The sequence below is a fragment of the Longimicrobium sp. genome, from assembly GCF_036388275.1.
In the GTDB taxonomy this organism is placed as follows: domain Bacteria; phylum Gemmatimonadota; class Gemmatimonadetes; order Longimicrobiales; family Longimicrobiaceae; genus Longimicrobium.
Map to the genome: position 1 here is coordinate 32751 of NZ_DASVSF010000083.1, position 20067 is coordinate 52817.

The following is a 20067-nucleotide window of genomic DNA, read 5'->3' on the forward strand; positions in this document are numbered from 1 at the left end:
GCTGTTACAGCAGATCAGAATAGGTCAGCTACCACACGTAATCGGCGTCGCGGGTGCTTTGTCGCTAGCACCTCGCGCTGATTCCGGGCATTGACGTGGGTATAGATTTGTGTTGTTGCAATAGAACTGTGGCCAAGCAGGTGTTGGATATGGCGTATGTCCACCCCTTCCTCCAGTAGCAGGGTGGCGACAGAGTGGCGGAGCAGGTGGGGACGGACTGGCATTTCTATGCCGGCCCGCATCGCGTGACGCTTCAGCAGGGCGCGCACTGATTGCTCGGATAGGCGGCGGCCGCAGCGATTGAGGAAGAAGTATGACTCCCGTGGCGATACAGCATCCCGGCTGGTGAGGTACGCGGCCAACGCGGCGATGATCGGGGGAGTGCAGAGTTGCACAACGCGCTCTTTGCCGCCTTTTCCAAGAATGCGCATCCAGCCGTCGCGTAGATTTACGTCCCCCACTTCGAGGTGACAGATCTCCGAGACGCGCGCGCCGGTGGCGAAGATTGCCTCTAACACGGCGGTGTCGCGTGCCAAGATGAAGTCATCCATGGAGGACGCCGGGCCCACGCCCCGTTGCGCGTACAGGAACCGGAAGAGGCGCTCCACCTCAGTGAGCGGGATGGTACGAGGTACACGCCGCGTCTCTCGGATCTTCACGTCCATCGTACGGAATGGCGTAGTGGATATTGTTCCTTCGCGCTCTAGGCATCGGAAGAACGCCTTGAGTGTCGCCACTTTTCGCTTCACTGTCTTCTCGCTGTACGGCTCAAACAGCTGCTGTATGTAGGCGCGGAGTTCGAGCTTCCCCACCAGCGCGACATCGGCTAGTGCCAGGGGCGGAAGCGCCCGGGCGAACTGGGCTAGGTCCGTGTCATACGCAGCAAGCGTCCGAGGGCTGAGGTTCTTCTCATACCTGCAGTGGAACACGAAGCTCTCAATCGCCTCGGCGACGGTCATCGGCTAGTCCTGTGCGGGTGCGGAGGGACAGAACAAGTGCACAACGTAGACAGATTGGCGGCTGACGCGCGGCCAAATGCTTCGAGGCCGGCTCCGGAGTGATCCCGGAGCCGGCCTCGGCGTCTTCATCGGTGCGGCGCGTGCGCTAGATGTGCAGCGCGTGGCCGAGGGCGGCGAGGGCCGCTTCGGCGACGGCTTCGGAGAGGGTAGGGTGCGGGTGCATCGCCCGGTCCATCTCCTCGACGGTGCTCTCCAGGTGCCGGCCCACCACGAACTCGGCGATCAGCTCCGTGGCGTGCGGCCCCACGATGTGGGCGCCCACGATCTCGCTGTACTTCGTATCGCGGATCACCTTGATGAAGCCGTCCGTGTCGCCCGCGGTGAGCGCGCGGCCGTTGGCGATCCAGGGGAACTTGCCCACCTGGATGTCGAGCCCCTTCTCGCGCGCCTGCTCCTCCGTCAGCCCCACGGAGGCGACTTCTGGGTGGCAGTAGGTGCAGTTGGGGATGTTGTTGTAGTCGATTCCCGCGTGCGGGTCGCCGTGGATGCCCTCGATGCAGGCGATGCCCTCGTGCGAGCCCTTGTGCGCCAGCAGCGGCGGCCCGGCCACGTCGCCGATGGCGTAGATGCCCTCGACGTTGGTGCGCATCTGCCGGTCGATGCCGATGAAGCCGCGGTCCGTCAGCTTGACGCCCGCCCTCTCCAGCCCCAGATCGTCCACCAGCGGCACCCGGCCGATGGCCGAAAGCACCCGCTCGGCTTCCAGCGTCTGCGAGCCGCCCTTGGCGTCGGTGATGGTGAGCGTCACGCCGTTCTTGCCGATTTCGGCCTTCTGCAGCGACACGCTGGTGAGGATGTTCATCCCCCGCTTCTTGTAGCTCTTTTCCACCACGGCCGAGCAGTCGCGGTCTTCCAGCGGCAGCACCCGGTCAGCCATTTCGATGATGGTGACCTGGGTGCCGAAGGCCGCGTACACGTCGGCGAACTCGCAGCCGATGGCGCCCGCACCCACCACAGCCAGCGTCCTGGGCGCCTCCTGGGCCATCATGGCGTCCGTGGAGTCCCAGACGCGGTCGTGGTCGATCTTCAGGAACGGCAGGTCGCGCGGCTTGCTGCCGGTGGCGATGATCACGTGCTTGGCGGAAACCGTCTGCTTGCCGCCGTCCTTGGCCGTGACCTCCACCTGGCCCTTGCCGGCCAGCCGGCCGCGCCCGGGGATGTGCGTGACCTTGTTCTTCTTGAACAGGCCGGCCACGCCCTTGGTCAGCCGGTCGGAAACCTGGCGCGAGCGCTTGACGGCCTGCGCCATGTCGGTCCTGATCTCGCCCACGTTGACGCCGAATTCCTTGGCGTGGGCCAGGTGCTGGATCATGGCCGCGCTTTCCAGCAGGGCCTTGGTGGGAATGCAGCCGATGTTCAGGCACACCCCGCCCAGGAACGTCTCCTCGACGCACGCCGTCTTGTATCCGAGCTGCGCGGCCTTGATGGCGGCCACATAGCCGCCCGGCCCGGCGCCGATCACCACGATGTCGAAGCTGTTGTCCGCCAACGCTCACCTCAGGTTGCGAGTGGTCGCAGTCCGCCGCGCGAGCGACGGGGGGACCAAAGTACGGAGTGTGGCGCGGGGGAGCAACTTGTTGGGCCTCACGCAGAGGCGCAGAGCCGCAGAGAGAGACAACAGAGCAACCGCCAACCAGAAAAAGGAGGAGAACCGGGCTGATCCAGTTCTCCCCTCTGTCGTTTCTCTTCCTGCGTCTCTGCGGCTCTTCGTGAGGCCTTCTTTTCAGCGGATCCAGCGAGGCAGCCAGTCCGCGCGCGGCGCCTGGACGATGGTGGCCGTTAGCCGTGGAAGCGCACGAAGGAAGTGGGAATTAGTCTCCATGGGCGTTTTCTCCGCGGCTGGAAAGGCGCCGCGCGCGAGACCACAGATGGCGCGCGGTGTCGGCGCCGCCGCGCCCGGCGCGGCCGACCAGCCGGGTGAAGCGGCCGCGGACGGACTGCACGCCCTCCCGCGCACCCCGCAGCGCCTCGTCCAGCTCCGCCGGGCCAAAGCCCAGCTCGCCGGCGATGTGGGCCAGCACCGCTTCTTCCTCGGACGACACGCCTTCGTCCGCGGCGCCCAGCACGGCCAGGTCCAGCAGCTCTTCGCGCTCGGCCTGGGAAAGGTGCTCCAGGATTTCGCGCTGCTCGCGGGTGTAGACGGGGACGGTGCCGTCGCCGAGCGCGGCGGCCTGGATGGCCGTCACCGTAGCCTGCCGCAGGCGGGGAAGCGCGGGGTGCATGGCGGCGGGTGACAGGCCGCGCACCTCCACCCCTGCCTCGTGCGAGAACCGCGCGATGGCGGTGCGCCCGACCGCCAGCGTGCTGACGTAGTTCAGTCCCCCGGCCACCGCCGCGCCCAGGCCGGGAACCAGGCGGCTCATCCACCGCCGCGCCACCTGCGCCGACGCCGCCTTGGCCGCGGCGTCGCCCGCGCGGGCCGCGCCCAGCGCCAGCCCGGTGGACGCCAGGAACAGCCCGCGCACCTCGCTGGTGGGGTCCGCCAGCTCCACCCCGTACAACGCGGCGATCTCCAGCCCCAGGTCGCGCTGCTGCTCGGCGACGAAGTGCCAGTCGGCCACCATTCCCAGCGCGGCCAGGGCGGTGCCCACACCCGGGACCAGGGCGGGAACGGTGGTCGCGGCGCCCGCCGCGGCGGCGCGTCGGGCGCGCTCGCGGGTGCGCCGCCACGCCAGGTCCGTCGCCGACACGTCCGGGTTGGCCTCACGCAGGGTGCGGATCTCCGCCGCCAGCTCGTCGGGCCGGCCCTCGGGAACGCGCAGGGCCATCTCCACCGCCTCGCGTAGCCGCCGCGCGATCCGCTCGCGGTCGCCGGGCGACAGCTGGGGAAAGCGCACGTGGGCCAGCCGCTCGCGCACCTCGCCGGCGGCGGCCTGCGCCATCTCGCGCCACCGGCCGCTCACGCCGTCGTCGTCGGCGTCATCGGGCGGCGGCGCGCTGGGAACTGGCGCGGAAGCAGGGACGAGCTGGTCTGCGGGAAGGGCGTCGGGCATGGGTGTCCGGTCGGTTGATCCCGGGGGATTCAACCGTGTGGCAGGGAGATGGGAGCGGCCGGAGCGGCGCGACGGGAACCGTCAGCGCCTGTCGAGCGGGAACGTCGGAACGGAGGGCACGGGTGAGCCCCCCGGCTGACTGGCCGAGTCGACTTTCCGAAAAAGATCCGCGTGTTTGCTGGCGATGGCGGGAAGAGGCAAACGGAATGCCGCGGCGGAAACTACGCTCCCCGGGCTGTCACGATCGTGGAGGCCTCGGCTCTGCACGGGCGACTGAAGTCGCTGCAACAGACACACGAAGTCTGCCTTCGCAGACTGGCTTGTTCTCGTGCGAGGAGGACCGTGTGGCGCGCCCAGCGTGTGTGGCAGATCCCTCGGTCACTGCGGAGTACGGGCGTAGGGGCAGGGATCCCGTGGCCGCTCCTCGGGATGACAGGCGCGCTCCGGGGCGTACGACCCGCGTGCAGGTCTCGGCTCCGCCCGGGCGACTGAAGTCGCTGCAACGACCACAGAAGTCTGCCTTCGCAGACTGGCTTACTTCAGTGCGAGTTGATGTTTGGAGCGCGCCCAGAGTGTGGTGCAGTTCTCCCCCTCTCCCGCTTGCGGGAGAGGGGGCCGGGGGGAGAGGGCAGCCGGGGACTGCACGGCCCTCTCCGAAGCGCTCCGACCTGCCTTGGGATGTTTCCGTGCTTCCGCCGACCGCCTAAGCTGCCTGCCGCTGCTCGGCAAGCGTGCCCTGCCCGAACGGCGTCCCCGTGGCGGCTTCGATGGCCTCGACCACGGCGCGGGCGATGCGCGGCTGTTCCTTGATCGCCGCCCAGTTCTCGCGGACGAACTCCTTGAGGTTGCGCGCCTTGCGGTTCATGCGGATCTCGGCGGTGTCGCCCACGCGCGGCCCCACGGTGCGCACGAACTCCAGCATGGCCTCGTGCTCGCCCGCGGGTGCGGGTGCCGGCTGGGGCGCGGCGCGTGTGGATGTGCGGGTGCTGGCGGGAAGCACGTCCACCGGAAGCTCGGGCGGGTCCCAGCGGAACGACGAGCCATCGCGCGTCTTGCCGCGGAACCGGCCGCCCTCGTGCACGCGGGCGAAGGTCTCGTCGAGCGTGTACAGGTAGCGCCCGATGCCCCACTGCACGGCGGCGCGCTTCATGGCGCCGGAAAGGCCGCCCTTCACGCCCTCGACGTCGGTGTTCTCGGCGCCGTCGTACTTGGTGACCCACTCGCCGCCCACGCGCACGGAAAGGCCGCAGACCACGCCGCCGTCCGGGCCGGGGGCGAACTCGTTGCGCCAGTTCTCCGGCCCCACCACGTTGTCCAGCCGGGCCTGGATGGCGCGGTTGGTGACGTAGGGAACGCAGATGGCCCACACGCGGCCGTTCTTTTCGCCTGCGGTCTGCACCCGCCACTCGATGGCGTCGGGCTCGAAGAAGTCCTGAAGCGCCTTGAAGTCGATCTCCACCATCGGGTTACCCTCCACGCTCTCGTAGCACCGGCCGCCACCGCGCGGCCGGACCCGCTCATCCTGCTACGGAATCTATTCGGGTTTTGTTCGGGCGTCAAGGGAGGGGAGGGGCAACGACGAGCGCGGGGCAGACCGGACCTGCGTCTGCCCCGCCGTGACCTTCATGACCGTGATTGCGTAGTTACCGCTGTTCCCGCCGCACGCGCACCGGCGCATCCAGCCGCACCGTGGCCGAGGAGCCTGCGGGGATCACCGCGTCGATGTCCTGGCCGCCGATGGCCACCGCCGTCCCCGCCGCCGCGCCGACGACGGCGCCACGGACCGTGCTCCGCCGGTCGCCGCCCAGCACCCGGCCCGCCACGCCGCCCACGACGGCGCCGCCGCCGATGGTCGCCGCCTTGCGCCCGGCGCTCTGCCGGCTGCGCCGCTGCACGCCGGGCTCACCCACCACCGTCACGTCGATGGGGTACGTCTCCCCGTTGTGGCGGATGGAGGTGAAGGTCACCGCCAGGTCCGTCCCGCGTGTCACGTTGCCCGACGGGCGCGCCCGGGTCACCCGGCCGCGCACCGTGGCGCCCGCGGGGATCACCGTGCGCCCCTCGCTGTCCGTCAGCGACTCGGAGAGCGTGGCGGTGAAGGTGTCGCCCACGCCCATCGTCCGCGTGCTCACCTGCTGGTTGAAGCTCACGCCGAAGGTGCTGCCGCTGGGCGCCGTGCGCGTCACGTAGCTGGGGCCCGAGGACCCTCGCTCCGCCGGGGCTTTTGCGCTGCTCCGGGGCTGGCTGCGCTCGGCGGCCGGCGCGGGCTGGCCGGCCGGCTGCGGCGCGGGGGCGGGCGCCGCGAACGACAGGGGCCGCGGCGTGGCCAGCGAGTCCACCGGCGGGCCGTCCTCGCCCCGCACCTCGATGGTGGTGTCGGGGGTGATGGCGGCCAGGCTCAGGTCGCGCTCCAGCGCTCGGCGCTCCAGCACGGCGCGCTCGGAGGTGTCCTCTCCCTGGCCGCAGGCGACCAACAGGGAGGACAGCGGCAGCGCCAGGGCCAGGGCGGCAGCGAGTGTCTTGTGAGTCATGAAACGGCTCCTTCGTCAGGTCATTGCTTGTGTTTCGGCCAGGGCGACCCTAAGCTCAGGTTCCGCGTCAGCCCCCCGATTGCCGGGTTACAAGGGCAACGCCCGTACCCAATGGTCCATGAAGGCGCTCAAGGCACTCGTTCCCTACCTCCGGCGCTATCGCCTGTCCATCGCGCTGGGGCTGCTGGCCGTCGTGGCCGCCAACGGCGTGGCCGCCCTCAGCCTGGAGGCCATCAAGCACGGCGTCGACGCGCTCAGCGAGCCAGGCGCCACCCGCAACGACGTGGCGCGATGGGCCGCCATCTCGGTGGGGCTGGCCCTGCTGACGGGGCTGGGACGCTTCTGGATGCGCGACATCCTGAACGGCACCAGCCGCCGGGTGGAGGCCGACCTGCGCGACGACTTCTTCGCGCACCTGCTGACGCTGGACGCGTCGTTCTACGCCCGGCACCCCACGGGCGAGATCATGTCGCGCGCGACCAACGACATCCAGGCCGTGCGGATGGTGGCGGGTCCGGCGTACATGTACCTGGTCAACACGCTCGTCTTCGGGGTGATCGCCGTGGTGCGGATGGCGTGGATCGACCCGTGGATGACCTTCATCTCCCTGGTCCCCATGCTCCTGCTGCCGCCGGTGACCGTAGGCTTCGGGCGGATCATCCACGACCGCTTCACCCGCATCCAGGAGCAGATCGGCCTGCTGTCCACGATGGCGCAGGAGAACCTGGCCGGGCAGCGCATCGTCAAGGCGTATGGGCAGGAGGCGCCCCAGTCCGCGCGCTTCCGCGAGCTTTCGGCCGAGGCGATGCGCCGCAACGTGGAGCTGGCGCGCACGTCGGGGCTCTTCTATCCCAGCCTGGGGCTGCTCGCCGGGCTGGCCATGGCCGTCGCCCTGCTGGCGGGCGGGCGCGCCATCCTGGCCGGGCGCATCACCATCGGCGACTTCGTGCTGTTCGTGCTGTACCTGGGGCAGCTCGCCTGGCCCATGATCGCCCTGGGGTGGGTGACCAACCTGTTCCAGCGGGGCGCCGCCTCCATGGCCCGCGTCTCGGAAGTTCTCGGAGCCGAGCCGCGGGTGCGCGACGCCCCCGATGCCGCGGCGCCGGAGTCCATCCGCGGCGAGATCGAGTTCCGCGGCGTGTCGTTCCGCTATCCCGGCGCCGACCGCGACGTGCTTCGCGACATCAGCTTCCTCGTTCCGGCCGGCTCCACCGTGGCCGTGGTGGGGCCCACCGGCTCGGGCAAATCCACGCTGGTGTCGCTGCTGGCCCGCCTGTTCGACCCCACCGGCGGTGCGGTGACGGTGGATGGCGTGCCGGTGGACCGCTGGCCCCTGGCGCGGCTGCGGCACGCCGTGGCCCTGGTGCCGCAGGATACCTTTCTGTTCTCGGCCAGCATCGAGGAAAACCTGGCGCTGGGGTTCGACGAGGCCGATGAGGCCAGCCGCCTGGCCCGCGTGCGCGCGGCGGCGGCCGTGGCCCGGCTGGACGAGACGGTGTCTGAGTTTCCCGGCGGATATGCGACCGTGCTAGGGGAGCGGGGGATAAACCTGTCGGGCGGGCAGAAGCAGCGCGCGGCACTGGCCCGCGCCGTGGCCCGCGACGCGCCCATCCTGGTGCTCGACGACGCGCTCTCGGCCGTGGACACGCACACGGAGCACGAGATCCTGGACGGGCTGAAGCAGGTTTTCGCGGGGCGCACCAGCGTAATCGTCAGCCACCGCGTGGCGGCGGTGATGGACGCGGACCTGATCCTGGTGCTGGATGACGGCCGGCTGGCGGAGCGCGGCACGCACGCCGAGCTGCTGCGCGCCGGAGGGCTGTATGCCGCCCTGCAGCGGCGCCAGATGCTGGAGGCGCAGGTGGAAGGCGACGATCTCCTTGCAGCCGCGTCAGGCGGGGTCTAGATTCGGGCCTGGCATCAGTTCCCACCCGCGCCGATCGGCATGGAACACCTTCACGTTCACCTTCAGGGCGATTCCGGCACCGCGCAGCGCCTGCGCGAGGTGCTGGCCCGCGAGGGGTTTCGCGTCGTGGAGCCGCCCCCGGAAAAGCCGGCGGGCGCGATCGTCGTGCAGGTGCGCGCCAACGGCATCAACGGCGCCAGCGCGGAAGTGGAGATGGAGGCGCGGGTGGAGGAGCTGGAGCGCAGCGTGCTGGAGCTGCGCAACCTGGACGTGGCCAAGTCGCAGTTCCTGACCAACGTTTCGCACGAGCTCCGCACGCCCCTCACCGCCATCGTCACCTACGGCGAAATCCTGCGCGACGGGCTGCTGGGGGAGATCTCCGCCCGGCAGCGCGACGCCATCGAGTCGATGATCGGCTCGTGCCGGCAGCTGCTGGCGATGATCGAGGAAATCCTCACCTACGCGCGCTCCACCGCCACCACCATCGACATCCGCCCGGGCGAGTTCGGGCTTCGCGAGATGGTGGCCGAAGTGCGCCGAATGAACGAGTCGCTGCTGGACCGCAAGAACCTCACGTTCAGCGTGGAGCTGGGCGAGGGCCTCCCCCCCGTGTGGGCCGACCGCGACAAGGTGGCGCACGTGCTGCGCAACTTGATGGGCAACGCCATCAAGTTCACCCCCGAGGGCGGGTGGGTGAAGGTGCAGGCCCGGGCGGCGCCGGGGCAGCCGGGGTGGCTGCAGATCGAGGTGGCCGACAACGGAATCGGCATCGAGCCCGAGCACCACGAGCTGATCTTCCGCGAGTTCGCGCAGGTGGATTCGTCGCGCGCGCGCATCCACCACGGCACCGGGCTGGGCCTTTCCATCGCCCGGCGCTTCGTGGAGCTGCACGGCGGCCGCATCTGGGTGGAAAGCGGGCTGGGCGAAGGCAGTCGCTTCTTCTTCACCCTTCCCTCCACCGAGGCGGTTCCGGCGGAGGGCGAAGCGCCCCGCGGCGTGGGGGGCGCGGGGGGGTGATCGAGCGGAGCATCCTTCTGGTCGAGGACAGCGAAGCCATCCGCACCGCCTTCACCATCCTGCTGGAAGACGCGGGGTACCGGGTGATGGGCGCGGGGATGGGTGGCGAGGCGCTGCGCATGGCCGGCGAGCACGCTCCGGACCTGGTGCTGCTGGACATGGGGCTTCCCGACATGTCGGGGCTGGACGTGGTCCGCCGCCTCAAGGCCAATCCCGCCACGGTGGACATCCCCGTCGTCGCGCTCACGGGCCGCGACGAAGATGCCGACCGGCAGGCGTGCCTGGCCGCGGGCTGCGCCGCCTACCTGGTGAAGCCCGTCGACACCCAGCGCCTGGTGCGCGACCTCCCCGGCTTCATGACCGCGTCCCCCGCGGCCTGATTTCCACCACATCCACGGCTGGAAAGCGGAAAGCCCCGGCTCGGGCCGCTGTCGCGTCCCGCCCGGGGCTTCACCTGCACGCCCGCCGCACCTGCCGAAGCCGCCGGATGTCATCCCGATGGAGCGGCCCCGAAGAACCTGCCCGTACACTACGAATTGCAGCGACTGAGGGATCCGCCACACAGTGCGGACGCGCTCCTGGCCGCAGATGCGCCGTCCCTATCTCTTCCCCCCAGCCCTGAGCGGCCAAGCACAGCCGACGCGACGGCCCACCAGGCCGAAACGTGCGCGGAATCCCCTCGCCTACTCCAGCAGGGCAGGAAGACGCACCGTAAAGGCCGTGCCTTCGTCGCCGCTGCTGACGTCCAGGCGCCCGCCGTGCTCGCGAACGATGCGGCGGCAGATGAAGAGCCCCAGCCCCGTCCCCTCGTCCCCCGGCTTGGTGGTGAACAGGGGATCGAAGATGCGCGGAAGCTGGTCGGCCGGAATGGGCGGCCCGTCGTTCCAGAACTCCAGCACCACCGCGGGGTCCGCCTGATGATCCGCCCGGGCGGTGACGCGCAGCGTGCGCCCGCTCTCCGCCAACGCCTGCTCGGCGTTCACTACCACGTTCAGGAACACCTGCTGAAGCTGGTGCCGGTCGCCGCTGACCGCCGGCAGGTCGTCGGGAACCTGCACCTGCAGCTCGACGCCCGTCGTCCGCAGCTTCTTTTCGCGCATTCCCAGCGTCGCCGTCACCACCGAGCCCACGTCCACCGGGTAGCGCTCCGCCGGGTGCCGCCGCGCGAAGTTCAGCATGTCGCCGACGATGTGGGTGCAGCGATCCACCGCGTCCACGATCTCGCGCAGCTGGTCGGCCATCTGCGGGTCCGTCGCGCGGCGCTGAAGGAGCTGCGCATGCGCGCTGATCACCGCCAGCGGGTTGTTCAGGTCGTGCGCCACGCTTCCCGACAGCAGCCCCAGCGTGAACAGCTTGTCGCGCTCGGCCAGGTGCTCCTCCATGTGCTGCCGCTCTTCCCACAGGCGCCGCGTGCGCAGGTGCGACTGGATGCGGGCGCGCAGCTCGGCCCCGCGGAAGGGCTTCGTCACGTAGTCGCTGGCGCCCGCGTCGAAGGCGGCGTACACGCTTTCGGGATCGGTCTTGGCCGTCACCATCAGCACGGGCAGGCGAAGCGCGTCCCACCGCTGCCGGGCGTAGTGGCAGATCTCCAGCCCCGAAACTCCCGGCAGCATCCAGTCCAGCAGCAGCATGTCGGGGGCGCCCTGCTCGTCGAGGAAGCGGATGGCCGTCTCGCCGTCGGCCGCCACGCTCACCCGGTATCCCGCCTGCTCCAGGATCATCCGCAGCACGCGCGCGGCCGACGCATCGTCCTCGGCGATCAGCAGGTGCTCGCCGCCGCCGCGCGCCAGCGCGTGCGCCTGTCCCTCCGTCACAGCAGCGGCTCCGGCCGGGCCAGGCGGGCACGCGCGGCTTCGGCATCCATCGACAGCAGCGGCATCAGGCGGTCGGGGGCAATCTCCCGGCGCTCCATGGTGAACACGCGAAAGGCCCGGGCGCTCAGGTAAAGGTCGTGCGACACCTGCGGCAGGCCGATCAGCCCCGCGCGGCCGCTTTCCGTCAGGCGCTGCACCGCGCCGGAGCGGCGGAGCAGCAACAGGTCCAGCCCCAGCATCCGCGGCTTTTCGGGGTAGTCCACCAGCACACATCCTTCGTCGAGCCCCAGCTCGCCCGCCAGCCGGGCCTCCAGCGCGCTCCGCAGCTCCCCGTCGGACGCCACCCACGTATCCCCCGCCATCCCCCGCAGCGCCTCCGCCGGCAGCTCCAGTGCGCGCTTGGGAAGCCGGCGGCGCCGTACCGCGGGAATCCACCGGTCCGCCACCCGCCGCGCCGCGGGATCGTCCATGTCCGCCGCGCGCAGCTCCAATATGGTCATCAGCCGCTCGTCGGACTGGCCCACCAGCTCCTCGGCCCCGATCACGCCGCCCCGCAGCGCGTCGTGCACCAGCCGCTTGTACAGCGCCGTCGCCGAGCGGACTGCGTGGTGCCAGTAGACGTTGCGGAACATCTGGTACTTGGAGAAGAGCAGCGACTCCAGCGCGGACAGCCCCTTTTCGTGGATGCCCACCTCGGCGAGCCCTGTGTGGGGATCGGGGAGGATGGCGATGGCGTGCAGCAGCCGGTCGACGTCTACCTCGCCGTACGGAACGCCGCAGAAGCGCGCGTCGCGGCGAAGGTACTCGATCTTGTCCAGGTCCAGGCTCCCCGACACCAGCCCCTGCAGGGGCGACTCCGACCGGCCGCGGATCATGTCGGCGATGCGGGCCGGGGCGTCGGGGGCCAGCGCCTCGAGCGTGCCGCGAATGGGCTCCGCGCACAGGAACCGCTCCGCCAGCTCCTCGTGGTCGCTGCTCACCAGCTCTTCGCCGAGCTCCTCCAGCGCGTGCGAGAACGGGTAGTGCCCCACGTCGTGAAGCAGCGCCGCGTACGGCGCCAGGCGGCAGTCCACCGGGTCCACGCTTCCCAGCTCGCCGCGGTCGCCCAGGAACGTCAGCGCCATCCGGGCCAGGTGGTACACGCCCAGCGCGTGGTCGAAGCGCGTGTGCACCGCGCCGGGATACACCAGGTACGCCAGGCCCAGCTGCCGGATGTGGCGCAGCCGCTGGAACTGGGGCGTGTCGATGATCCGGACGGCCGTGGCGTCCAGCCGGATGGTGTTCCAGAGCGGGTCGCGAACGACCTCGAACTCGCGCGAGGGATCGGTGCGGGAATGCATGAGGGGCGGGAGTGTACCGGCGGGCGGGGCGGGGTGTCAAGGCGCCCAGCCCCGGCGCGCACACTGGGCACGTCGCGCTCGCGAGCCAAGACGAGCGGCATACAGCATCCGCCACAGGTGGTACGCGAATGTCCACATGTGGCGTGAACGGAGTACGCGCTTTGTGAAAGAAAACCCTTGCGTTTATTGAGGAATTGACTTAGCCTTGTGACCTCGCCCGCATGTCCATTTGTGGAAGGCGGGCCGTCCCGAACGCAGGAGGCGCCCATGCAGATCGGAACCGGAATCTACACGCCCAGCGAGGCGGCGTCTCTGCTCAACGAGCGCCCCGACACGGTGAACCGCTGGGCGTGGGGGTATTCGCGCACCCGCAACGACCAGCACAAGGCGCATCCGCCGCTGATCAGGACCGAGCTGCCCCGGGTCGACGGCCAGAAGGCCATCACCTTCGTGGAGCTCATCGAACTGCTGTACATCCGCGCGTTCGAGCGGGCGGGGGTCTCCTGGAACCAGATCAAGGAGGCGGCCCGGGTGGCGGCGCGAATGTTCTCGACCGACCACCCGTTCGCGCTTCGCCACCTGTACGTGGACCCGGGCAGCCTGTACGGATCGCTGCGCGAGGAGGACGGTTCGGAATCGCTGGTCCAGCTGGTGGGCCACGGGCAGCACGCCATGCCGCAGCTGGTGAAGCCGTACCTGGAGCAGATCGAGTTCGACGTGAACGACGTCGCGCGGCGGTGGTGGCCGATGGGAAAGGCGGCGGGGATCGTGGTCGACCCCATGAAGGCGTTCGGCGCGCCCGTCGTGGAGCAGGTGGGGATCAGGGCCCGGTCGCTGGCCGCCGCCTACGACGCCGAGCTTCCGGCTTTTGGCGCGGGGGCCGTGAACCGCGTCGCGTGGACGTACGACATCGAACCCGAACACGTGCAGGCGGCTCTCCGGTTCCGCGAATGGCAGAGCCGCGCGGCCTGACGTTTCTCTTCGACGAGAACATGCCGCAGCGGCTGGCCACCGCCATGCGCACGCATATGGGAGAGCGGACCACCCACGTGTATGACGAGTTCGGGCGCGACGGGGTGCTGGATCCCGAGGTGCTGAGGTTCGTGGGCGAGAACGGGTGGTTCCTGGTCAGCCGCGACCGCCGCATCCTGCGCCGCGCCCCGGAGCGAGCACTGATCGAGCAGTTCGGGACAGGCGCATTCTTCCTGAAGGACAGCCTCGACGACTTCTGCTCCATCGCACGGGCGCTGATCCACAACTGGCCGGAGATCAAGCGGATCGCCCGCGGGCGCGACCGGCCGTTCGTCTTCCTGATCCGCGAACGGGGAGTCGTGCGCCTGGAGAACCGCCACATCCGGTGACGCCGCATGCGGCGGGTTCACCGGCTCACGGAGAGTACACGCCTCGGCTGTCGGTGCCCTTCGAGGGTTGTGTGGCGGATCCCTCGGTCGCTGCGGGGCGCGGCGCACAGGCAGGTTCGGTGGGGCCGCTCCGTCGGGATGACACGTGTGCTTCGGCGGGTTGGCGCGTAATGGCGGCGGATTCACTCGCTCACAGAGGGAGCGGCATAGAGCGCTGGCGGCAGATTCATCCGCTCACGGGAACCGGGTGAGGGTCACGCGCTCCGCCTCGTCCAGCAGGCGTTTCACGATGCCCAACGCCGTGCCGATGTCGGCGTCGGTGCGCTGGGCGATGTCGCGGCGGATCAACGTGTCGACCTCGTCGCGCACGATCTCGAACTGGCGGCGCACCTCGTCGGGCTTCCACCCCAGCCGCCGCCGCTGGTCGCCGTGCCGCTCGCTGATCATCCGCTGGATGTCGGAGCCGTCCTGCATCAGCTCCGGCTCGCCCCCGCCCTCGTCCAGCGTAATCAGCGACTTGCCGATGTCGAGCAGGAAGGTGGCCATGTGGTCCTCCAGCTGCGCCCGGTCCAGCCCGTGCGCGCCGGGAACGCGGGGATCGCCGCGCAGCCGCGCGCCAATGTCACGCACGAGGGCGTCGGCGCTGGCGGCCAGGATGTGCCCCACGTCGGCCAGCCCGGGCACCTGCCCCGGCCGGGACGGCCAGTCGTGCGCGGTGGAGGCAGCTTCCCCGGCCGCGGCGTCGCGCGCCGCGGGAAGCCACAGCGTAAAGCACGAGCCCCGGCCCAGGGTGCTGCGCACCGTCAGGTCGCCCTCCATCAGCCGGGCGAAGCGGCGGCTGATGGTCAATCCCAGCCCCGTGCCGCCGTGCTTGCGCGTGTGCCCCTCTTCGGCCTGCACGAAGGGCTGGAACACGGCGCCCAGTTTTTCGGGCGCGATGCCCATCCCCGTGTCTTCCACGCGCACGTACACCCACGGGCCCTCGCGCCCCACGTCGGCCTCTTCGTCGGCCTGGGCCGTGCAGCCGCAGGTGACGGAAACGCTTCCGCCGCTTTCCGTGAACTTCACCGCGTTTGACAGCAGGTTCACCAGGATCTGCCGCACCCGGTCTTCGTCGCCCACGTACTGCACGTCGGACGAGACGGTGCACTGGCTGGACAGGTTCAGCCCCCGGTCGGTGGCCTGCGGCGTGACCAGCGCGATGGCCTCGGCGACGGCGTACGACGCGCTGGTGCGTTCGTGCTCCACCTCCATCTGGCCCGCCTCGATCTTGGACAGGTCCAGCACGTCGTTCACCAGCCCCAGCAGGTGCTGCCCGCTCAGTCGCACGCGCTCCAGCTTGCCCTTCTGGTCGTCGGTCAGCGGCCCCCCGATGCCCATCTCCAGCAGGTCGGTGTAGCCCAGGATGGCGTTGATGGGGGTGCGGATCTCGTGGCTCATGTTGGCCAGGAACTGGCTTTTGGCCCGGTTGGCGAAATCCGCCGCCGTGCGCGCCGTCTGGGCCTCGCCGTACAGCAGGGTGTTCTCGAGGGCGATGGAGGCCATCTGCGCCAGCTGCAGCAGCACCGCCTCGTCCTGCGCGGTGAAGTCGCCCTCGTAGCGGTCGGAAAGCTGGATCAGCCCCAGGTTGCGGCCGTCGCGCGCCACCATGGGTGCCGCCAGCCATCCGCGCATGGGCGGATGCCGTCCCGCCTCGGCGCCGAACGCCTTCCACGCGGGGTGCGACTCCAGCTCGTCCTGCGTCATCCGCATCGACCGGTTGGCCTCGCCCACCAGGCGGTAGATGCCGCTGCCGTCGGGCACCGCGTCGTACTCCCGCCACTCGGCGTACCGGTCGGAGAGGGAGACGGCGTTGATGGCCTGCGACCAGGTGACGTCGGTCGACAGGCTGGCGACGGCCTGGTGTGCGCCCACCACCCGGCGCGCCTGCTCGGTGACCGTGCGCAGCATGTCGTGCACGGGCGCGGAGGTGTTGATGACCAGCGCGGCCTGGGCCAGCGCGTGGAGCTGGTCGGCGTAGCGCTGAAGCTCCTGCTCGGTGTGCTTGCGCTGGGTAACGTCGCGAAAGTAGACGGACAGCCCGTCGGCCGAGGGATAGGCGTGCACCTCGAACCACACGCCGAACATGGGTGCGAACTCCTCGAAGTGGGCCGGCTGCTGCGTCTCCATGGCGCGGCGGTACTCGTCCTCGAAGCGCGTGTCGCGGAACTCGGGCACGGCATCCCAGAACGGCACGCCCACCACCTCGTCGGGCTCGCGCTCCAGGACGGTGCGGATGACCTCGCGGGTGCCGCGGTTGATGTAGGTGAACCGCCACTCGCGGTCCAGGTGGAAGAAGGCGTCGGTGATGCTTTCCAGGATGGCGTTCAGCCGTGCGCGCGCTTCCTGTTCCAGCGCCAGCAGCCGGCTGCTGCGCTCTTCGGCCTCCTTGTAGTCGGTAGTGTCCTCGATGATGCCCACCACCCGGTACATCTCGCCGCTTTCCCGCCGCACGGGGTAGCCGCGCGCCCACACCCAGCGCACCTGCCCGTCGGGCCAGACGATGCGGTACTCCACGTCGTACTCGCCGTTGACCATCCCCGCCAGCGCCGTTTCCACACGCTGGCGGTCCTCGGGATGCACGGCTTCCAGGAATGAGCGGGGATCGTGGACCAGGCTTTCGCGCGAGCGGCGCCAGATCTCCTCGTAGGCTGGGCTGATGTAGATGATTCGTGTGAGCTCCGGGTCGCTGATCCAGAACACTTCGCGAATGCCTTCGGCCAGCTGCCGGAAGCGCTGCTCGTTTTCGTGAAGGGACTCGCGGCAGCGGGCTGCATCGCCCGCCAGCTCTTCGGCCAGGAGCGCCAGCCCCGCCGCGGACGCGAGGGTGCGCAGGCTTTCCTCCTGGTCGGGCCGCGGTGCCGCCCCCACCAGGCTGAGCACGCCCAGGCGGCGGCCGTCCACCTCCAGCGGCACCTGCCACGCCCCCGCCGCCTCGTCTCCGGACACACGCGCGCCGACGGCCGGATGCCCGGCGCCCGAAGCCGCCAGCACCTGCACCTTGTCCGCGCCAGGAAAGGCGCGCGCGATGAACGCGCCCGGCGCGCCGGCGACGGCGCGGGCCTGCTCCGCCACGCGGCGCAGCGTTTCTCCCGCGTGGAATGCGGGCGCCGCTCCCTGCTCGTCGTCCATCAAGTGATTCAGGCCATGCCCTGAGGAACGTTCATCACCGACGCGCGCCGGTTTGCCGCGAGTGGCGGGGTGCCGGGTGCAATCCCGGTGCCCGGGCGGGGTGCGGCGGCGCCACAGGAGTAATGGGGAGTCTCCGGAGGGCGCGGGAGCGGGTGAACCCGCCGCAACAACGGCAGAAAGCCTCCCAAACCGCGGGAGGCTTCACCTGCACGCGCGCCTCAGGCAGCGCGCACATTCTTTTGCGTGAAGCGTGCGTCGGCCGCGGTGGTCATGCGGCCGGACGACCCGTCAAGGCCATTCGCGCGCCCTGAGCAGCACGCCGGCCACGATCAGCCAGAACAGACCGTAACCGCCGGCGAACGCACTGGCGCCCCATGCGATCTCGCCGCGCAGGATGCCGTCGTACACGTCGGAAAGGGCCAGCTGCGGGGGAAGCAGCAGCCCCACCACGTCGCCCAGCACCCCCGGAAGCGGCTCCACTCCCGAGCTGACCAGCTGCAGCCACACGTAGTTGGCCAGGTACAGCACCAGCGCCACCCAGGCATCGCCCCGCACGAGCAGCACCGACAGCACAGCCACCATGCCGCCGTACGCCACGGCCGCCAGCAGCGCCAGGTACAGCCCGATCCACCCGCCCTCGAACCCGCCCCACGCCACCATCTGCCCCACCACCAGGAACACGGCCGCGGCCAGCACGGAGAAGCCCAGCGCGAGCAGCCAGCGCAGCCCGTAGAACGACAGCGGCCGCGTGGGATGCGAAAAGAACATCCGGTAGTACCCGGACCGCCGGTCGCCGGAGACGAAGCCGCCCAGCAGGATGAGCATGGAAAGCGCGGCGTAGTTGGCCAGCGTGGCCGCGATTCCCAGGTAACCCAGGTCGAGCGAGGGCTCGGCGCCGGGCACCTCGTCGTGGCGATGGAAGCCGGGCTCCAGGGCAAAGAACAGCAGCCCGGCCAGCGCTACCATCGCCAGGCGCGGCAGCATTCCGCGCAGCAGGATGGGGATCATGCGCGGCCTCCCTTCTTCCGCCCGCCGCCCTGGCCGCGGAACCGCTCGCGCAGCGACAGCCGCTCGGGCGTCACCGCGTGGACGACGCCCCCACGGTCCAGCAGCTGTCGCAGCCGCGCGCTCAGGTCGCGCGCGCTTCCCGCCTCCACGCGGAACGCGTGCGCCTCCCCGTGGACGGGGAGCGCGCCGGGAAACGCGGACGAAACCAGGTGGGCGGACTCGGTGTCGTGCACCTCCAGCCGCCACGCCGGCACGGGGCCGCGCCCCTCGGCGAGGTCGATCACCTCGCGCACGCGCCCCGCCTGCAGCACCACCACCTGGTCGGCGACGCGCTCCACCTCTTCCAGGTCGTGCGAGGCGAACAGCAGCACGCGCTCGGGATCCGCCTCGCGCCACGCCGTGACGATTTCGCGCACCCGAGCTACCCACTCGGGATCCAGCCCGTCCGTGGCCTCGTCCAGGATCATCACCTTGCGGTCGCCCAGCAGCGCCTGCGCCAGCGCCAGCCGCTGCAGGTTGCCCTTGGAAAGCGCGGCCACGCGGCGGCCCGCCAGCTCGGCCAAGCCCAGCCGCGCCAACTCGCGCTCGATTCGCGCGTGGGCACCCTCTACCTCGCCCAGTGCGGCAAAGGCCTCCAGCGCCCGGCGCACCGTCCACGAGCGGGGGATCTCCACCCGGTCGGGGACGTACGCCACCCCGTGCCGCTCGGCGTAGTCGCGGGGCAGCATGCCGCCGATCTCCACGCCGCCGCCGCTGGGGTGCAGGTAGCCCAGCAGCAGCCGGATCAGCGTGCTCTTGCCGGCGCCGTTGGGCCCCACGATGCCCACCGCCGCGCCGGGGGGCACGTGCAGCGTCACGCCATCCAGCGCGCGCACCCCCTCGCCGCGCCAGCGCGCCAGCGGGCCTCCGAACTCCTTCACCACGTCGGTTACCTGGATCATGAGCGGGAGCGTACGCCCCACCCCGCCCGATCGCAACCCCGGTATGGATCGTGCGCCCGGGCCGCGGCATGAGCACGCGCCCTCCCACACTCCCCCTGGAACGCCGCAACGACCCGCGCCGCGGGCCCATCCACGGCCTGCGCGACCTGCTGTTCGGGCTGCTGCGGTGGATCGGTCGCCACGTCGAGGGCTTTTACGCCGCCGTGGGCGCGTTCCTGTTCATCGGCCTGTCGTGCGTGCTGATCGGCGCGGTGCTCTTCGCCGAGCTGGCGCGCGCCGTCGTCGCGGGGCACACCCTGCGGCTGGACGAGGCGGTGCTCCGGTGGATGTCGGCCAACGGGTCGCCCGCGGTCGACAGCTTCATGCTGGAGGTGACCGCCCTGGGCGCCCGGCTGGTGGTGTGGATGGTGGTGATGGTGGCCACGGCGTTCCTGCTCCTGAACCGCCACCGGTGGTCCGCCGCGCTCCTGTGGGTGTCGATGCTGGGGGCGGGGCTGATCAACATGACGATGAAGGAGTTCTTCGACCGTCCGCGCCCCGACGTCTTTCCCTGGCGCACCCCGCACGTGGGCAACGCATCGTTCCCGTCAGGCCACGCGATGACGTCCATCGTGATCTACGGCACGCTGGGCTACCTGCTGGGCCGGCTGATGCCCACCCGCGCCACGCGGATCGCCACCTACGCCATCGCCATCCTCGTCATCCTGCTGGTGGGGGCTTCGCGGCTGTACCTGGGCGTGCACTATCCCTCGGACGTGCTGGGTGGATTCGCGACGGGGGGCGCTTGGGCGTTCACCTGCGGGCTGGGGATGGAGGCCGTGCGCTACTTCCGCCAGCGGCGCCCGGAGATCGCCGCCGAGGAAAAGGGCCTGGGCGCCGGCCCGGTGGACGCGCCTGCGCCAGCACCGGCCGCGGAGTAGGGCGGGCGTTCCGCACGTCGCAGCACCTCCTTCCGGAACCCATCTG

16 protein-coding genes are annotated in these 20067 nt (G+C 70.4%); 6 read left to right on the plus strand and 10 right to left on the minus strand.

Annotated features, from left to right (window positions below):
- Window positions 1–14: 14 nt before the first annotated feature.
- The 5 genes from VF632_RS17115 to VF632_RS17135 form a co-directional block, all read right to left on the minus strand.
- Complete coding sequence (locus VF632_RS17115) at window positions 15–959, minus strand: tyrosine-type recombinase/integrase (RefSeq protein WP_331024144.1); 945 nt, start codon at window positions 957–959, stop codon at window positions 15–17.
- Between the two features lie 145 nt (window positions 960–1104).
- Window positions 1105–2508 carry a dihydrolipoyl dehydrogenase gene (gene lpdA, locus VF632_RS17120; protein ID WP_331024145.1) on the minus strand — a complete coding sequence of 468 codons (1404 nt, stop codon included), beginning with the start codon at window positions 2506–2508 and terminating at the stop codon, window positions 1105–1107.
- A 322-nt stretch (window positions 2509–2830) separates the two neighbouring features.
- A complete protein-coding gene (locus VF632_RS17125) occupies window positions 2831–4012 on the minus strand; it encodes a hypothetical protein (protein WP_331024146.1) in 1182 nt (393 codons plus the stop codon).
- Window positions 4013–4715: 703 nt separating this feature from the next.
- Window positions 4716–5474: a Rad52/Rad22 family DNA repair protein gene (locus VF632_RS17130; RefSeq protein ID WP_331024147.1), complete on the minus strand. Its 759-nt coding sequence runs from the start codon at window positions 5472–5474 to the stop codon at window positions 4716–4718.
- Window positions 5475–5655: 181 nt separating this feature from the next.
- Window positions 5656–6543: a hypothetical protein gene (locus VF632_RS17135; RefSeq protein WP_331024148.1), complete on the minus strand. Its 888-nt coding sequence runs from the start codon at window positions 6541–6543 to the stop codon at window positions 5656–5658.
- A gap of 118 nt (window positions 6544–6661) precedes the next feature.
- Here VF632_RS17135 and VF632_RS17140 point away from each other — a divergent pair, with 118 nt between their 5' ends.
- Genes VF632_RS17140 through VF632_RS17150 form a run of 3 tightly spaced genes read left to right on the plus strand, consistent with a single transcriptional unit; the run spans window position 6662 to window position 9846 of the window.
- Window positions 6662–8449, plus strand: coding sequence for an ABC transporter ATP-binding protein (locus VF632_RS17140; RefSeq protein ID WP_331024149.1), 1788 nt, complete (start codon window positions 6662–6664; stop codon window positions 8447–8449).
- A gap of 39 nt (window positions 8450–8488) precedes the next feature.
- Window positions 8489–9466, plus strand: coding sequence for a HAMP domain-containing sensor histidine kinase (locus VF632_RS17145; RefSeq protein ID WP_331024150.1), 978 nt, complete (start codon window positions 8489–8491; stop codon window positions 9464–9466).
- Window positions 9463–9846, plus strand: a complete 384-nt coding sequence (locus VF632_RS17150; protein WP_331024151.1) for a response regulator transcription factor — start codon at window positions 9463–9465, stop codon at window positions 9844–9846. The genes VF632_RS17145 and VF632_RS17150 overlap by 4 nt, the downstream gene beginning before the upstream one ends.
- Window positions 9847–10149: 303 nt before the next feature.
- On the opposite strand, the gene VF632_RS17155 is transcribed toward VF632_RS17150, so the two are convergent.
- A complete protein-coding gene (locus VF632_RS17155; protein ID WP_331024152.1) occupies window positions 10150–11280 on the minus strand; it encodes a sensor histidine kinase in 1131 nt (376 codons plus the stop codon).
- Window positions 11277–12620 (minus strand): HD domain-containing protein, encoded by a 1344-nt coding sequence (locus tag VF632_RS17160; RefSeq protein WP_331024153.1) that lies wholly within the window; start codon window positions 12618–12620, stop codon window positions 11277–11279. Before VF632_RS17160 ends, VF632_RS17155 begins: the two co-directional genes overlap by 4 nt.
- A 267-nt stretch (window positions 12621–12887) precedes the next feature.
- Here VF632_RS17160 and VF632_RS17165 point away from each other — a divergent pair, with 267 nt between their 5' ends.
- Both VF632_RS17165 and VF632_RS17170 read left to right on the plus strand, forming a co-directional pair.
- On the plus strand, window positions 12888–13592 hold the full coding sequence (locus VF632_RS17165) for a hypothetical protein (protein WP_331024154.1): 705 nt from the start codon (window positions 12888–12890) through the stop codon (window positions 13590–13592).
- On the plus strand, window positions 13571–13981 hold the full coding sequence (locus VF632_RS17170) for a DUF5615 family PIN-like protein (RefSeq protein WP_331024155.1): 411 nt from the start codon (window positions 13571–13573) through the stop codon (window positions 13979–13981). Before VF632_RS17165 ends, VF632_RS17170 begins: the two co-directional genes overlap by 22 nt.
- 234 nt (window positions 13982–14215) lie before the next feature.
- Here VF632_RS17170 and VF632_RS17175 read toward each other — a convergent pair whose 3' ends face one another.
- From VF632_RS17175 to VF632_RS17185, 3 genes are all read right to left on the minus strand, one after another.
- On the minus strand, window positions 14216–17152 hold the full coding sequence (locus VF632_RS17175; protein ID WP_331024156.1) for a PAS domain-containing sensor histidine kinase: 2937 nt from the start codon (window positions 17150–17152) through the stop codon (window positions 14216–14218).
- 288 nt (window positions 17153–17440) lie between these two features.
- Window positions 17441–18160 carry a hypothetical protein gene (locus tag VF632_RS17180; RefSeq protein ID WP_331024157.1) on the minus strand — a complete coding sequence of 240 codons (720 nt, stop codon included), beginning with the start codon at window positions 18158–18160 and terminating at the stop codon, window positions 17441–17443.
- Window positions 18157–19101 (minus strand): ABC transporter ATP-binding protein, encoded by a 945-nt coding sequence (locus VF632_RS17185; RefSeq protein WP_331024158.1) that lies wholly within the window; start codon window positions 19099–19101, stop codon window positions 18157–18159. Before VF632_RS17185 ends, VF632_RS17180 begins: the two co-directional genes overlap by 4 nt.
- Before the next feature lie 68 nt (window positions 19102–19169).
- On the opposite strand from VF632_RS17185, the gene VF632_RS17190 reads away from it, so the two are divergent.
- Window positions 19170–20021: a phosphatase PAP2 family protein gene (locus VF632_RS17190; RefSeq protein ID WP_331024159.1), complete on the plus strand. Its 852-nt coding sequence runs from the start codon at window positions 19170–19172 to the stop codon at window positions 20019–20021.
- Window positions 20022–20067: the final 46 nt, after the last annotated feature.

What these genes read in the sequence shown, in the direction of transcription:
- VF632_RS17145 (WP_331024150.1), top strand. Translation starts at nt 8,489, where the DNA reads ATGGAACACCTTCACGTTCACCTTCAGGGCGATTCCGGCACCGCGCAG.
- VF632_RS17185 (WP_331024158.1), bottom strand. Translation starts at nt 19,101, where the DNA reads ATGATCCAGGTAACCGACGTGGTGAAGGAGTTCGGAGGCCCGCTGGCG.
- VF632_RS17190 (WP_331024159.1), top strand. Translation starts at nt 19,170, where the DNA reads ATGAGCACGCGCCCTCCCACACTCCCCCTGGAACGCCGCAACGACCCG.
- VF632_RS17160 (WP_331024153.1), bottom strand. Translation starts at nt 12,620, where the DNA reads ATGCATTCCCGCACCGATCCCTCGCGCGAGTTCGAGGTCGTTCGCGAC.
- VF632_RS17175 (WP_331024156.1), bottom strand. Translation starts at nt 17,152, where the DNA reads ATGGACGACGAGCAGGGAGCGGCGCCCGCATTCCACGCGGGAGAAACG.
- VF632_RS17115 (WP_331024144.1), bottom strand. Translation starts at nt 959, where the DNA reads ATGACCGTCGCCGAGGCGATTGAGAGCTTCGTGTTCCACTGCAGGTAT.
- VF632_RS17135 (WP_331024148.1), bottom strand. Translation starts at nt 6,543, where the DNA reads ATGACTCACAAGACACTCGCTGCCGCCCTGGCCCTGGCGCTGCCGCTG.
- VF632_RS17140 (WP_331024149.1), top strand. Translation starts at nt 6,662, where the DNA reads ATGAAGGCGCTCAAGGCACTCGTTCCCTACCTCCGGCGCTATCGCCTG.
- VF632_RS17170 (WP_331024155.1), top strand. Translation starts at nt 13,571, where the DNA reads ATGGCAGAGCCGCGCGGCCTGACGTTTCTCTTCGACGAGAACATGCCG.
- VF632_RS17130 (WP_331024147.1), bottom strand. Translation starts at nt 5,474, where the DNA reads ATGGTGGAGATCGACTTCAAGGCGCTTCAGGACTTCTTCGAGCCCGAC.
- VF632_RS17165 (WP_331024154.1), top strand. Translation starts at nt 12,888, where the DNA reads ATGCAGATCGGAACCGGAATCTACACGCCCAGCGAGGCGGCGTCTCTG.
- VF632_RS17180 (WP_331024157.1), bottom strand. Translation starts at nt 18,160, where the DNA reads ATGATCCCCATCCTGCTGCGCGGAATGCTGCCGCGCCTGGCGATGGTA.
- VF632_RS17125 (WP_331024146.1), bottom strand. Translation starts at nt 4,012, where the DNA reads ATGCCCGACGCCCTTCCCGCAGACCAGCTCGTCCCTGCTTCCGCGCCA.